Genomic DNA, 13,419 nt, shown 5'->3' with positions numbered 1-13,419 from the left:
GCACACACCAGACCTCATCGACGGCTGCCTCGACGGCACCGGCCTCTCGCCACCTACAGATGACACCAGCCCGACAACCCATCGGAAAGGTCAGTAACACACCGCCGAGGAAACCCTGCCCCCGGCCCCGCCACCATCGCCGTCGGCAGGCAACGGTCGCGGCGATGGTGCGATGACAGGTTCGTACTCACATACCCGGGCGCAGGGCGCGCGGTTCGTGACTCCTCAGGATGGGGGCTCGTCGCTGTAGCCGCCGCTTGCCTTCTGCGGCTGCCAGACCGGCCCCCCGTTCGGGTTCCCAGCGCGTGTCCATCCACCAACTTGAGCAGCCATACGGCAGCTTGGACCAGTCACCTACTCAAACCTCGACTACAAGAGGAAATGCCTCATGCGCCGCACCGCCGCAGTCCTCCTCGCAACCGCCTGCGTCCTCGGCCTCGCCACCACCACCGCATCAGCCGACGGAGCCCCGGCCGCTGCCCCCGCCGTCGACCTCCCCACCGTCGCCGGGTACGTCATCCAAACCGTCACCGCACTCGGAGGCCTCAGATAACGCCGACGAAGTCCCTGACAGTCACCCCGCGTTAGACCGGCACCCCATCCCACGAGAACAGGAGAATCCCGATGCGTGTCCGCCCGATCGTCACCGCCCTGCTCCTGGCCGGCGCAGCCGTCATCCCCCTGTCCACCCCGAGCGCAGCAACACCCCACCCCACCCCGTTCGGGTCCTGCCAGCGGGAAGGAGCCATGTCCGTCGGAGAGCAGGGGTTCTATACCTGCGCCCAAGGCCGGTACATCCCCCGCGACTGCCACCCCGGCGCCCGCCCCGTACAAATCACTCGGGACCAAGTCCTCTGCACCGACGAGTGACGGCGGTGACCGCCCGGCGCGGGGCCAGCCACACCACGTCACTGCCCGCACCCACCAGCGATGCCCGGCCATCCCGGCGGGACACCCGCTACAGGACGGTGCCGTACAGGGCGCGGCGGTCGCCGGACAGCTCACCGAGCTGGGTCAGGGCCCGCAGCGGCACGAAGGCCGTCTGAATCACCGCAGACGACAAGGGAGTCCGCAGCCATTGGAACTGGCTGCGGACTCCCAGTCGACTGTACGGCCCCGCCGCGCACCCAGGGCACCGATGATGGAGCCGCTCACTGTCAGCAGGAGGAACGGAAGGGGCCGTGGCCATCGTGTGGGTCCTCGCGGCCGACAAGGGCACCAGCGCCCTGGGGACGCCGCTGGTGAGGGCCGAGTCCATCATCGGCTTCACGCAGACGTCCAGCACCGTGGAGGTGCTCGGCATCCACCCCAGCGAGCCGGTCGCCGTCGCGGCCGGCTTCGGCAACACCAACGCGCTGATCCCGGACGGGTTCCACCTTGACCTGCTCAAACTCTTCGCGCAGCAGACCAGCGCCCGGCCTGCCCGACGAGCACGTCGTCATCGTCATCGTCGCCGAGCACAACTTCGGGGCCTCCTCCTGGAAATGGCGGGCGTGCCCACTCAGCGAGTCCGAGTACGAGTACCCCAAGCAGTGACACCGCACAGAACGCGAGCAGAGGCTGGATGAATCCGGGCCCTGCTCGCCTTCTGTGGTGCGGCCGGTCAGCGACGGTCCCATCGGACCAGGTACGACACCGTCGGCGTGGGCCCGGGCTTGTTCACCCAGCCCGGGAGCTTGACCAGATACACCCCCGTCGACTGGGGCCGGGGCGCCTGCCTTCCGGAGCCACCTGTGCCGTCGGTACCGGTGGTGCTGCCGAAGCCAAGAACACCGGGGGGTTCGCAGGCGAGTCAGATCCGACTAGGGGTCCGCGGGAACGCCTCACCGGCCAAGCCCACCCGTATCGTGCGACACTCCGCGGATGCCTTCCTGGATAACCCCGCGCCGTCTGGGCGCCGCCGTGATCCTGTGTGCCGTCTTCGCGTCCGGCTGGTTCCTCGGCCAGCCCGTATACGTCCCCGCGTGCACCATCGACACCAGCCGCCGCTACAGCGACTACATCGCGGCGGAAAGATGCACCACCCTGCCACGCTTGATCGCCTGGATCAACGGCGACTTGAGGTAACCACCCTGCCAAGCCGCCTCCGACGCCGCACCACCGGCCGCCGCACACGGCATCACGCTCTACCCGGACGGCTCGCGCCGCTGGCACTCGCCCTGCCGACTCTGCCCCTACGCCTACCTCCAACTCCGCCCGCTGTAATCTTCGCGTACGAGCGTGGGCCAGCTGGCGAGCAACGGGCGCTGAGCGGAGGCCAGTTGGCGGTCTCCGTCCGGGTGCGTCCAGGGCGACGCACGCGGGGAGTGCGGCCGCTCGTCTCCGAAGCCGTAGCGGTAGCGGGGAGCTGGGTGCGCACATCGTCGATACCGGGATGTCGGGCCGGGACACGTCAGCTGTTCCACCCGCCCCAGCAAACGCCGTCAGAGACACCTAACCGTGGAAGGCCGTGGTCACCTCAAGCGCGGCGCGCTCGGTCGTGACTCGATTCACCGGTGCGCTCTCATCGGCATAGCCGAAGGAGATGCCCACGAGCAGCTTTCCTCCGGTGACGCCGAGCTCGCCCCGGACGGTGTCGGCGTAGAAGCTCAGCAGTCCCTGCGGGCAACTGTCCACGCCATACGCGGTCATCGCCAGGAGCAGGGTCTGCATATAGGCGCCGACGTCGGCGGCCAGCCGTGGCCCGCCGTCGCCGTTGACGAACAGGAACGCCACATGTGGGGCGCCGTAGAAGCTGAGGCTGTCCGCGCCGTAGGCCGCACGTGCCGCATGGTCGTCGGGGCCGATGCCGAGCGCTCCGTACAGCTCGGCTCCGAACGCGGCCCGGCGCACACGGTGCACCTGCGCGTACATGTCCTCGGAGTACGGAAGGTCCGCCGAGGTGCGCTGCCCGGCGTGGGCCGCCCGTAAGGCTTTCGCCAGGCGTACACGCGGCGCGCCGCTCACCACCTCCACCTGCCACGGCTGGGTATTGGAGTTGGACGGTGCGGCGCCGGCCAGCGAAAAGACCGCGCGCATCGTGTCCGTAGGCACGGCCTCCGGACGGAACGCGCGCGTCGCGTGACGGCCGCGTATCAGCTTCTCCGCGCAACCACTCAGCGCGGTGGAGGCAATGCGGGTTCGGCTTTTCATCGCGTACTCCTCTCAGGACATGTGTAAACGCATCCGTTTACTTTAAATGATCCTAGCGAGATGATCCCGCCGAAGTAAACGCGTTCGTATACTTGCCTCATGGGTACGACAACGACGACCGCACCTCGACGGCAGGGACGTGGAGGCCGAGAGCGCATTCTGGCTGCCGCCGCACAGCTGTTCGCGGCCCAGGGAATCAATGCGACCGGCATGGAACAGGTCGCGGAGCATGCTCCGGTGTCCAAGCGCACGCTCTACGCGCACTTTCGGACCAAGAGCGATCTGGTCATGGCTCACCTGCAGGACCTCGCGTCGTCGGGCGCCACCCTGGAGAGCGGGCTGACCTGCGAGGACACCCCTCCACGGGAGCGAATCCTCGGACTGTTCGACCAACCCTCCGGAGACGCCGCTTTGGTGCGCGGATGCCCGTTCATCGATGCCGCCGCGGAGTTCCCCGACCCTGAGAGCGCGGTCCATTCCTACGCCCGCGAACAAAAACTGCGGATGGTTCAGCTGGTTACCGCCTTGGTGAGGGAGCTGGGCTGCCACGAACCTGCCGCGCTCGCCGAACAGCTCGTCACCCTCGCGGACGGTGCGGCCAGTCGTGCCATGGTGTTGGGCGAAGCGGACTACGGTCGGCACGCGCGAGCGGCAGCGGAGACCCTCCTCGAACGCGCTCTGGCACGCCGGGGCTGACGGGACATCACACCTGTACTCCATTGCCCGTCCCAAGGGCGGTAGGCAGGCCTTGGAGCCTGCGTCCCGACGGCAGCCCCACCCGGCGGCTTGCCGGTCGCCCGTCGGTCGACCTGCCTGGGTGTCCAGGGGCGTTCTCCCGCGTCTGGTACGCAGCCCAGCCGTTCGCGATCCGCGCCGGCCAGTCGCGGTCCGCACCAACTCAGAGACGAGCACGGCTCCTTCGGGGCGTGGCGGCTCGAACTACTTCTTGGGCGGCGAGGTCTTCGACGGGTAGGCAGGAAGGTGGCCGTCCTTGGCTATGCAGCGCCACAGCCACAACTACCTCCCCGCAAGCGGGCATTGAAGGCCTGCGTACTGCAAGAGGCCGCCCCTATCAGCCGCAGAGAGTCACACCACAACTGGCCCTGACATGCGAGCTCCAGCCGGCCGCTGTCACGGGTCCGCCCACCCAAGTGGGTCACCACCTCTGGCGGGCCGAGTCCGACGTCACAGAACGCCGACGGGTCAGCCGGCTGACAGATTCACGCCGAACGGGAAAGATCAAGTCCCATGAACCCTACAGAGATATCCCATCCACCGATCTACCAGCGACTGGTCCGCGAACGCGGCGACGTCCTGGCCGAAACCCGGGCGGTGGCCGAGCAGACCCAGAACGAAGCGCGGCAGGCACTGGACTGGAGCGGGGTACGGCGCGCCCAGAAGATGAGAGAAGAAGGCTCGTTCTCCGCCTTCGGCTGAGAAGCCACTGCGCAGCGGGACAGAATCTCTGGGACCTGGCGACAGCCAGCGGGGCGTACCCCAGCCTTTGCACCGGACGCTGAACCAGATCGCGTACCGGGTAAGGGAGTTCGCCGACGTGGGTGGACGCACGCGGTCACGGCCGGTCGATGTGGACGCTGGTCGACTTCGCCCGGGCCGTGGCCCCCTATGCGACCTGGACTGGATCCGCCAGGCCGAACAGGATGCTCCCGCACCCGTTCAGAGCTTCGGCGGCTTCCTCCGCCAAGACCTCGCTGCCGTCACCGCCGGCCTCACCCGGGAATAGAGCCCCGGCGTCGTCGAGGGCAACGTGAACAGAGTGAAAACGATCAAGAGGAGCATGTACAGCCGGGCATCCTTCCGGCTCCTCCGGATCCGCATCCTCACCCAACCATGAGTGTTCACGAAACTGCGGCCAGAACCATCTCACCTCGCGCCGGAAGAACGCCTCGTAAGAAACGTTCACGCCGCGCGGGCCGGTGTTCCGGAGCTTGGCGTAGGCGGTGATGTCACGGAAGAAGACCTTGCCGTCCTTCCAGCGCTGGGCGCTGATGCAGCTGTTGACGGCGACCCGGCCGGTGGTGGCGCCGCCCCCGCAGGCGATCCCTGCGGCATGGGCGTCGGCGGTGGGATGTCGTCGCTCTGGCCCGCCGAGTTGTGGCCGACGTAGGTGCCCTCGGTGACGATCAGACCGACGCCGGCGGCCGCTCGGCGGGCGTAGTACGACACCCACGTCCTCGCTCGGGATACCGCCAGGGGAGAACTGACGGCTCATGGGCGCCATCACAATCCGGTTCGGCACGGTGAGGCCATTGAGCTGGACCGGGCGGGCGAGGGTGCCCCGCCCGCCGAACCCAGGCCTTCGATATCAAGCACAGGTCTGGAGGGGCTGGTCGCCGCCCGATTCCGGATCGCCGTCGCCGAGACCGACGCCCCTGTCCTGCAGGAGGCCGTCGCGGTCGAGGGCCGGGCGAGTGAGCGGGTGCGAGCCTTGCATCTCACCGCCCGGCGGGCCGCGCGGCTCAAGGCCACGGCGGAATCCGGCTGCAGCAACCCCTGGCACAGGCAAACCGGGCCGAGGATGTCGAAGCCTTCGCTGCGACGCCGGCCGGGCATGGCTGTGCCAATTGGGCGGTGGGCTCTGATCCCCCGAAGTGGACCAGAGCTACCCGGCCTTGGCGGGAGTACAGCCGCGCGGGTTCGCGTCCATGTAGTCGCGCCAGATCTTCGCGGGAAAGGCGTTCCCCCGCTGTCCCGTGTCACCGCCCACGTCCGACATCGGCAGCAGCTTGCCGTCCGTGGGCTGCATACGGAACATGGTCACGGCGGTTGAGGTGTTCTTCGCCCAGCCCACGAACCAGGCCGACTTCAGACGGTCCTGGTCGCCGGTGCGGCCCGCCGCGACGGGAGCGCCGACGGCACACTCCGTGTCGCCGGCGAACATCTTGCTCCCCGCCTCGCGCAGGGCGTCGCCCACCTCGTCGGCAACCTCTCGGGGCAGGGCGCGCCGGGCCTTCGTGCGGCTCTCGAAGCCGCCCACCGACTCGTCGTCCTTGACGAGCTTGGTCACCGAGTAGGGGTCGTTCTGGAGGCCGTGGTTGGCGAAGGTGCCGTACGCGCCCGCCATGCGGATCGCACTGGGCGTGGACGTGCCGACGGAGAAGGTGTCCTCCAGCGGAGCCATGCTGTTCTCCAGCAGGCCCGACCGGATCGCGGTGTCCTTCACCTCCTCCAGTCCCACCTCCTTGCCCAGGCGGACATAGGTGGCGTTTCCGCCCGCCGCCAGGGCTTGGCGCAGGCTCGGGTGGGAGCTGTCCGGAGCGGCCGTCGCGGACGGGCTCTGGAGCTTGCCGGCGTTGCCGTAGAAGTCCCCGGAGTGCACCGACGTCCGGTCGCCGTCCCTTCTTTCGGTGCCGTACTGAAGAGCCGCCGCGAGGACGAACGGTTTAAAGGCCGAGCCGACCGGCACCCCGAGGGTGTCGGCGTTGTTGGTGAACTGTTTCGTCGCATCGGGCCCGCCGTAGAGGGCGAGGACGGCGCCGTCGGAGTGGCGTACGGAGGCGGCGCCGACCTGGATGTTCCGGTCGGCCTCCCGGTTCTTCGGGTCGATGTTCTTCGCCAGGACGGATTCGACGGACGCGGTGAGCCGGTCCACCTGCTTCTTGTCGAACGTGGTGTGGATCCGGTAGCCGCCGTGTGCCAGGTCCTGGTCGGTGATCATGGAGTGCGCCTTGATGTATTTATTGGCCACGTCGACGAGATAGCCGGTCTGGCCCGCGAGGTTCGTGGCCATGGACTGCTTGTCCGGCTCCGGGAAGGTCCGGTGCTTGTCGCGCTCCTGCTGCGACATCAGCCCGGCCTCGACCTCGCGATCGAGGATCCACTTCCAGCGGTCCTCCGCACGCTCGTGGTTGGCGCGGCTCGTCGCCGGGTCGTAGAGTTCGGCGCCCTTCAGGAGCGCGGCCAGCGCGGCCCCTTGGCCCGGATCGAGCTGCCTCGCCGGAATGCCGTAGTACGCGTGTGCGGCGGCCTCGATCCCGTACGCCCCGCGGCCGAACCAGCTCGTGTTGAGGTAGCCCTGGAGGATTTCCTGCTTGCTCTTCGTCCGGTCGAGCTTAAGCGAAATAATAAACTCCTTGGCCTTTCGGGTGAGAGTTTGCTCCTGCGAGAGATACGTGTTCTTCACATATTGCTGAGTGATGGTGGAACCACCCTGCGTCTCCTGCCCCTCCACCGTACTGACGGCGGCCCGTAGAATTCCTTGTAGCGAGACTCCGGGGTCGCTGTAGAAACTCTCATTCTCGGCGGCAATCACCGCGTTCTGTACGGATTCCGGCACGTCCGAGAGGTGGACGATATTGCGGTTCACCTTGCCGAGGCTCACCATCTGGGTGCCGTCCGCCCAGTAGTACGTGTTGGCCTCCTGGACGGCGACGGCGTTCTCGTCGGGGATGTCCACACTCGTATACGCCCAGGCGAACAGGCCGACCAGAGCGCCCACACCGAGCACGACCGTGCCCAGTACCAGCCGCCACGACGGCAGCCAGCGGCGCAGGCCTCTTCTCCCCCGGCGCGGATAGTCGACGAAGCGCCTGCCCCGCGGATGACGCCTCGCCGGCTTCTCTCGGCTCTCCTGCTGCTGCCTCTTGCCCACGGTCCGACCAATCCCTGGATATCGGTGTCGCCGGGAAGATGAACGGGGCACACCGAACGGTTGGCCGCCTTTCATGAGCGTCCCATGACGGGTCTATGACCGTTCCATGACAGCTGCTTCTACGAGAGTTCCATGACAGCTGAGGTTGTCACTCACGTTCCGGCCCGGAATGTTCAATCTGCGCGGACTGCTGAACCACGGCCTGGTGCATGCCTTCGGTGTTCTTCGGGAGGATCGGCGGATCGAATGCCTCACACAGGCTGTGGGCGCGCATCGGACGGCCGGCGTCGGTGAGGATCTGCTGGTAGGCCGGGTGGTCCGGCACGTCGAGACAGGGCGTCTCCTCGACGGGCTCCAGTCTGCGGATGGCGAGGAGGGTCTTGCGGGTGACGCACAGGTTCTCGCTCTCCGCGTCGAGTTCGCCAAGGCGCGCGGTGAGTTCCTCGATGGACGAGCGGAGCTGTCCGGCCTGCTTGCCCAGTTCGCGCTCGCGGGCGTCGACGTAGGCGAGGACGTCCCCGATCTGCGGGCTGTCGCTCACGCGGTCCTCCAGGAGAACAGCGTGGTGCCCGTGAGCCGACGCGTCATGACGGAGGTCATCTCCCAGAGGACCCGTGACGCGACGTGGCCAGCCGGTGTTCGTCGTCGCGGACCAGCCGACGGCAGAACATCAGGATCCCGTTCGTCTGCTTCCACGACCCACCGCTTGACCTACGGGACAGAGCCGGTGTCGGCCAGGTTGCGCTCGACGACTTGGTCAGCCGCCCCAACAGGTCAACGGCGGCCCGAGCTTCGCTCGCCGACCTGGCCGAGCCACGCCTTCCCCATCTCGACGTTCCACCCTCGCAAGATCGTTCGCGGAATTGCGGCCAGAGCCTCAAAGTCCCCGCCCCCTGCTCACTCCCGCCCCACCCGCTCGCCGCGATTCCTCACTCGACCCGTCCAACTGCCGACGCCCGCACCTGGAAATGCAGTTGCCAGCCAGCACGTACCTTGACAGGCTTCCGGACGTGATCGCTGCTGAGGGGTCGAGCTGTCTGATCGTGACGGGGATGCCCGGGGCGGGGAAGTCGACGGTTACCCGGCTGGTGGCCGGGCGGCTGCCACGCTCCGCGCGGCTCGACGGTGACCAGATCAGCAGGCTGATTGTCGGCGGTCGCGTCGGGGCCCTTGGCGAGCCGGCCGACGAAGCGGCTCGGCAAGTGGACCTGTGCAACCGCAACCTGTGCATGCTGGCGAACAACGTCTCCGACGCAGGTTTCACGCCCGTGATCGACTGGGTGATCCCCGACCGCAGACAGTTGGACGTCTTCGTAAGCCTCCTCCCGGCTCGGCAGGTCTTGTTCGTCGTCCTCACGCCGGGCATCGAGGTGTGCCGGTACCGCAACACGATCAGGGACCCACGCGAGCGGTTCGACTTCGATGGCGATGAAGGTCTCGACGCCGACATGAAGCGCGAACTCGGCGATGTCGGCTGGTGGTTCGACACCGCGGCCCTCACTGCCGACCAAACCGCCGATCAGGTCATCCGCGAGGCCAACCACCGAGCCTTGGTGCGCTGACTTCCACACAGACCGACTCCCGAAACCAGCCTGGCAGACCGACGGACCGAAGCCCACCCCGGACCGAACGGCGACTCGGAGCCCCGCGACAGAGCGGAGCACCCTGACCGCCACGGGACAAATGTCCCGCCGGCTCACGCGACGCCCTTCTCCAGCACCGTCCCAGCGGGATACGTCGCCGCCCGTCCGCCGCCACACCACCCAACCACCACCCACCGGTTTGAACATGTTCAACTCCGGTGAGAGAATGTGGCGTTCAGCAACATCAAACAGCGCAACAGCGGGGGGGGATTCGGCGTGAGACGTCGATGGGTGAAGATTCTGGCGATCACGTTCGCGGTGTTTGCCGTGCTGTTCACGGCCGCCGACCGGATAGCCGTGCACTACGCGGACCAGGAAGCCGGCCGGCTCGCCAAGGACAAGTACGACTTCACGAACGCTGCCATGGACGTGTCGATCGAGGGCTTCCCCTTCCTGACCCAGGCCGCCGACGGCACCTTCGACCACGTCTCCCTGACAGCCCGGAAGTTCTACCTCTCCACCACGGGCAACCGGCAGGGCGACTGGCTCGACATCGACCGCCTGCACCTGGACCTCCAGGACGTGACGGTGACGTCGCTGACCGCGCGCAGCGCCCAGGCCAACCTCGCCACCGGCACCCTGACCCTGACCTACAAGGACCTGTCCGACCTGGTGACCCGGCTGGCCGGCCGCGGCGGCAAACTCCAGGCCTCCCCCGCCGACGGATCGAACGGCCAGGCAGCGCAATTCAAGGTCACAGGCACGGCGGAAGGGACCGCGCTGGACAGCACCGCGACCCTGCTGGCACAGGGCAACGAGCTCTCCCTGACCGTCCCCGGCGCCCCACGCGCCACCGCCGCGTGGAAGATCACCCTTCCCGACAACACCGGCTTCACCGCTGCGCGCTCCACCCCGGACGGCATCGAGATCACCCTCACCGGCCACCAAGTCACCCTCGGCACCTCACGCTTCAGCAGATGAACCCCGCTTCAAACACTGCGCCCCTCCAGGCGGCGCCGGTTACACAAAGGTGCGGCCTTAAGCACCACGGCATCAGGACGCCCGGGACGTGGCTGCCGTGCCTCACAGGCGGCGTGCGTTGCGCCAGGACGCCCGTGCGGCTTCCCCTCGGTTCCACTCGGCCCGCTTGTGCCATTGCCTGGACGTTCGCACCATAGAGGGCGCCCGAGCTTCGCCGGGCGCCGTGCTGTTTGCTGTGTGCGGGGCGACAGGCGGAACTCCGCGAGCGCCCGGACCCCTGATGGTGACCTCTACTTCTTCGCCGGTACGGGCATCCCCACCAACATGTTCAAACCGCCGGTCAAGGTCGGGAACGGCTGGGACGGCTACCACCAGATTGCCGGCGGCGACGACATGACGGGCGACGGCATCGGCAATCTGGTGGGCCGCACCGTGGACGGCGCCCTGTACATCTATCCGGGGGACGGCACTGGCCACTTCGGTGACCGTTCTTATTTCCGCAGGCCATCCGGCTGGAAGGCTTCGGGTGGGGCGGCTTCACGAACTTCACCGGCCCCGGGGATCTGACGGGTGACGGCATGGGTGATCTCCTGGCGCGTGACAGCGCCGGAATCACGTATCTCTATCCGGGCGTCAGCACCTACCCTGTCGTCCACTTCGCCGACAGGATCAAACTCGGCGCCGGATGGAACACGTACGACACGATCGTCGGCGCGGGCGACTACACCGGCGACGGCCGAGCCGACATCCTCGCCCGAACTCCCGCCGGTGCGCTGCATCTGTATCCGGGAACGGGCGATCCCCACGCGCCCTTCAAAGACCGGGTCGGACTCGGCAGTGGCTGGCAGCAATACACCCACCTGACGGCCATCGGCGACATCAACGGCGACGGCAAAGGAGACCTGCTGGCCATCAGCTCCGAGGGCGAGCTGTTCAGCTACAAGGGCACGGGCACGGGCGGCTTCCGTCCCCGTGTGAGCCTCGGCCGCGGCTGGAACATCTACCGGGGCCTGTACTGACAGACGCCTGAGGTGCGGCTCTGACCATCCCGGAGGGGGTCGGTCGGGGCCGCACGTCTGCCACTGCCGAAGCCCGTCGGCTGATGAACATCCGGGATGGTCGGGGCCTCCGCCTGTGGCGATCGCACCCCAAAGCGGGAATGCCCCGGTCATGAGGGACTTGTCCAGGATGAACCGGGATGAAGAGGAGTGTCCTGTTGCCTCTTGCCTCAGGCCAACGACTTGGTGCTCAATGAAATCGGCGAGATGACGGGCTCGTGGTGGCCGTAGCGCACTGCGCCGTGCCGGCGGTGACGTATCCGGACTGTTCGACGGCCTCCCATCACATGCACAGCCGATACTTGCGGCCGCCCGCGGCGCCTCGCCGAACTGCCGGTCGGTGGCCGCTGGTTGCTGGTTGCTGGTTGCTGGTTGCTGGTTGCTGGTTGCTGGTTGCTGGTTGCTGATGAAATTGACGGTGCGGCGGTTCCTCTGTGACGTGTCGAACTGCTCGCGGCGGACGTTCGTTGCTCGGGTCGACGACCTGACCAGCAGATATGCCCGTGCCGGACCGAGGCTGAAGGTCTGGTGGCGGGCTGTCACTCCCCCCGGCCGACGGGCGCTCGGGGATGCGGTTGCACCTCGTCCTGGCCGCACTGAGCGGGGGGGGAGCCCGACCGGGACAGTGCCAAGCTGGCCGATTGGCTGGAGTCGCTTCCGAGTGCCCAGATCGCGTGCAGGGACTGGGACAGCGCCTAACGGCCGGGCCATCCGGGAGGCCGCGCCCGACGCCACCGAGGTCGCTGACCGTTTCCACTGCTGCGGAATCTGTCCGCCGTCGCGGAGCCTCGGCATGGAGGGTGAGCCGCCTGAAGCCGGCGACGGGAACGCCTTATGGGCGACGGGCAGCACATCGCCTCACGCCGAGCTCGGGGCCGACGGCGGGCCCCATGGCGCCTCCAGCGCCGTGCGCAGCGCATCGGCCTTCGCCCGACCGATCCGCTCAGCGAGCTGCTCTTCCAGCCGTTCAAGGACGAGGCCGGCCTGTCGGTGCGCACGTTCCCCTTCCTCGGTGCGCCGGATCAACCGCTGGCGGGCGGAGGCGGGGTCGATGGTTTGTTCGAGCAGTCCGGTGGCGACCAGACCGTGCACGGCCTGGTGCGCGGTCTGCCGGGTGACGCCCATGCGCCGGGCCAGCTCCGACACCGTGGTGCCCTCGTCATCCAGCACGGCGAAGAGCTGCACTTGCGTCGGGGACACGGGCGCGGCTCCGCCTGCTTCCAAGGCTGCCAGCAGCCCTACCTCGAACCAGCGCCGGGCGTCACCGAGCAGTTGGGGGAGATTGCGGCGGGTGGATTGCATCTGTTCCTCACTACGACAAAAGCGGGACTGGGCCATCCCCACGGCTTGCAGGCCCGAACCCTGCCATGTCAGGCTACCTGACATTCTTTACGAGGGCAGATCCGAGGAGCACCGCATGACCATCGAGTACGCCACCCGCTACCGGCGGGCCTCGCGCATACCCGCCGAACCGGGCACGCCCTACTTCATCGAAAAGGGTGAGGGCGACCGTGCCCACCTGTTCGGCGATCTGATCACGATCTACGCGGGCGGCGATCAGACGGAGAACACCTTCAACTTCTTCACCGTGGAGGGCCCCAAGGGCGACCTCATCCCCGCCCACCTCCACCCCGACACCCATGAGGTCTTCTACATCACCCACGGCGCGGTCCGGCTGTTCGTCGAGGACATCGCAGGAAACCAGCAGGAGAAGCTGCTGACCCCGGGCGACTTCGGTTTCGTGCCCAAGAACTGTCCGCACGCCTACCGCATGGAGCGCCACCACAGCCAGGTCGTCGGCGTCGCCGCCGGTCCCGGCGGCACCTTCGAGCGGTTCTTCGAAAACCTCGGCGCGCCCGCCGAACAGCACGGCCTGCCCACCGAGCCGGTCATCCCGCAGCCCGGCAAGTTCGCAAGCGTCCCCGAGCAGTACGACGTGCGCTTCCTTCCCGACCACCAGTGGCGGACTCGATGACGGCGACCGGGCCCGCAGTTCGGTCACCTGTCGCCGCACCTCACCCCGACCGCGCTCCCCCGCCGCCCGCCGCCCGCC

At 67.7% G+C, this 13,419-nt stretch carries 15 protein-coding genes and 1 pseudogene; 11 read left to right on the top strand and 5 right to left on the bottom strand.

The window, feature by feature from the left end:
* Positions 1-388 precede the first annotated feature (388 nt).
* From ADK54_RS45720 to ADK54_RS42995, 4 genes are all read left to right on the top strand, one after another.
* Positions 389-553 (top strand): hypothetical protein, encoded by a 165-nt coding sequence (locus ADK54_RS45720; protein ID WP_159047647.1) that lies wholly within the window; start codon positions 389-391, stop codon positions 551-553.
* 71 nt (positions 554-624) lie between these two features.
* Positions 625-870 carry a hypothetical protein gene (locus tag ADK54_RS06565; protein ID WP_053724577.1) on the top strand — a complete coding sequence of 82 codons (246 nt, stop codon included), beginning with the start codon at positions 625-627 and terminating at the stop codon, positions 868-870.
* Positions 871-1,181: 311 nt separating this feature from the next.
* On the top strand, positions 1,182-1,568 hold the full coding sequence (locus ADK54_RS45715) for a hypothetical protein (RefSeq protein ID WP_159047646.1): 387 nt from the start codon (positions 1,182-1,184) through the stop codon (positions 1,566-1,568).
* Between the two features lie 295 nt (positions 1,569-1,863).
* Entirely contained in the window at positions 1,864-2,067 is a 204-nt protein-coding gene (locus ADK54_RS42995; RefSeq protein ID WP_078966166.1) for a hypothetical protein, read from the top strand.
* Between the two features lie 366 nt (positions 2,068-2,433).
* Here the strand turns inward: ADK54_RS42995 and ADK54_RS06555 are convergent, their stop codons facing one another.
* Positions 2,434-3,132 (bottom strand): nitroreductase, encoded by a 699-nt coding sequence (locus tag ADK54_RS06555; protein ID WP_053724575.1) that lies wholly within the window; start codon positions 3,130-3,132, stop codon positions 2,434-2,436.
* A 99-nt stretch (positions 3,133-3,231) separates the two neighbouring features.
* Between ADK54_RS06555 and ADK54_RS06550 the strand changes: the two genes are divergently transcribed.
* A complete protein-coding gene (locus ADK54_RS06550) occupies positions 3,232-3,828 on the top strand; it encodes a TetR family transcriptional regulator (protein WP_053724574.1) in 597 nt (198 codons plus the stop codon).
* A 552-nt stretch (positions 3,829-4,380) separates the two neighbouring features.
* Positions 4,381-4,569, top strand: coding sequence for a hypothetical protein (locus tag ADK54_RS06545; protein ID WP_053724573.1), 189 nt, complete (start codon positions 4,381-4,383; stop codon positions 4,567-4,569).
* Positions 4,570-5,217: 648 nt separating this feature from the next.
* Here ADK54_RS06545 and ADK54_RS42985 read toward each other — a convergent pair.
* The 3 genes and pseudogenes from ADK54_RS42985 to ADK54_RS06535 form a co-directional block, all read right to left on the bottom strand.
* Positions 5,218-5,425 (bottom strand): annotated as a pseudogene (locus ADK54_RS42985) (12-oxophytodienoate reductase); the annotation flags it as partial.
* Positions 5,426-5,755: 330 nt separating this feature from the next.
* Positions 5,756-7,744: a transglycosylase domain-containing protein gene (locus ADK54_RS06540; protein ID WP_053724572.1), complete on the bottom strand. Its 1,989-nt coding sequence runs from the start codon at positions 7,742-7,744 to the stop codon at positions 5,756-5,758.
* Between the two features lie 148 nt (positions 7,745-7,892).
* The gene (locus ADK54_RS06535; protein ID WP_053724571.1) at positions 7,893-8,285 is read right to left on the bottom strand and encodes a hypothetical protein; all 393 of its coding nucleotides are present in this window, start codon (positions 8,283-8,285) and stop codon (positions 7,893-7,895) included.
* Between the two features lie 469 nt (positions 8,286-8,754).
* Between ADK54_RS06535 and ADK54_RS06530 the strand changes: the two genes are divergently transcribed.
* The 4 genes from ADK54_RS06530 (at position 8,755) to ADK54_RS06515 (ending at position 11,327) form a co-directional block, all read left to right on the top strand.
* Positions 8,755-9,306: an AAA family ATPase gene (locus tag ADK54_RS06530; protein WP_199826884.1), complete on the top strand. Its 552-nt coding sequence runs from the start codon at positions 8,755-8,757 to the stop codon at positions 9,304-9,306.
* Positions 9,307-9,603: 297 nt separating this feature from the next.
* On the top strand, positions 9,604-10,308 hold the full coding sequence (locus ADK54_RS06525) for a DUF2993 domain-containing protein (RefSeq protein WP_234391943.1): 705 nt from the start codon (positions 9,604-9,606) through the stop codon (positions 10,306-10,308).
* Between the two features lie 237 nt (positions 10,309-10,545).
* Entirely contained in the window at positions 10,546-10,875 is a 330-nt protein-coding gene (locus tag ADK54_RS06520) for a hypothetical protein (RefSeq protein ID WP_053724570.1), read from the top strand.
* Positions 10,876-10,886: 11 nt separating this feature from the next.
* Entirely contained in the window at positions 10,887-11,327 is a 441-nt protein-coding gene (locus tag ADK54_RS06515; RefSeq protein WP_053724569.1) for an FG-GAP repeat domain-containing protein, read from the top strand.
* A gap of 897 nt (positions 11,328-12,224) precedes the next feature.
* Here ADK54_RS06515 and ADK54_RS06510 read toward each other — a convergent pair.
* Positions 12,225-12,668 (bottom strand): MarR family winged helix-turn-helix transcriptional regulator, encoded by a 444-nt coding sequence (locus ADK54_RS06510; RefSeq protein ID WP_053724568.1) that lies wholly within the window; start codon positions 12,666-12,668, stop codon positions 12,225-12,227.
* Between the two features lie 115 nt (positions 12,669-12,783).
* Here ADK54_RS06510 and ADK54_RS06505 point away from each other — a divergent pair, with 115 nt between their 5' ends.
* Positions 12,784-13,341, top strand: coding sequence for a quercetin 2,3-dioxygenase (locus tag ADK54_RS06505; protein WP_053724567.1), 558 nt, complete (start codon positions 12,784-12,786; stop codon positions 13,339-13,341).
* The last annotated feature ends 78 nt before the right edge of the window (positions 13,342-13,419 follow it).

This window comes from Streptomyces sp. WM6378 (genome assembly GCF_001279695.1).
Taxonomy (GTDB): Bacteria; Actinomycetota; Actinomycetes; order Streptomycetales; family Streptomycetaceae; genus Streptomyces.
This window is presented reverse-complemented; position numbering and strand designations above follow the sequence as displayed.

Bases quoted from the DNA above. Each gene is read 5' to 3' on its own strand.
- ADK54_RS06565 (WP_053724577.1), top strand. From the start codon at position 625: ATGCGTGTCCGCCCGATCGTCACCGCCCTGCTCCTGGCCGGCGCAGCC.
- ADK54_RS06550 (WP_053724574.1), top strand. From the start codon at position 3,232: ATGGGTACGACAACGACGACCGCACCTCGACGGCAGGGACGTGGAGGC.
- ADK54_RS06515 (WP_053724569.1), top strand. From the start codon at position 10,887: ATGGGTGATCTCCTGGCGCGTGACAGCGCCGGAATCACGTATCTCTAT.
- ADK54_RS06505 (WP_053724567.1), top strand. From the start codon at position 12,784: ATGACCATCGAGTACGCCACCCGCTACCGGCGGGCCTCGCGCATACCC.
- ADK54_RS06555 (WP_053724575.1), bottom strand. From the start codon at position 3,132: ATGAAAAGCCGAACCCGCATTGCCTCCACCGCGCTGAGTGGTTGCGCG.
- ADK54_RS06510 (WP_053724568.1), bottom strand. From the start codon at position 12,668: ATGCAATCCACCCGCCGCAATCTCCCCCAACTGCTCGGTGACGCCCGG.
- ADK54_RS45720 (WP_159047647.1), top strand. From the start codon at position 389: ATGCGCCGCACCGCCGCAGTCCTCCTCGCAACCGCCTGCGTCCTCGGC.
- ADK54_RS06545 (WP_053724573.1), top strand. From the start codon at position 4,381: ATGAACCCTACAGAGATATCCCATCCACCGATCTACCAGCGACTGGTC.
- ADK54_RS42995 (WP_078966166.1), top strand. From the start codon at position 1,864: ATGCCTTCCTGGATAACCCCGCGCCGTCTGGGCGCCGCCGTGATCCTG.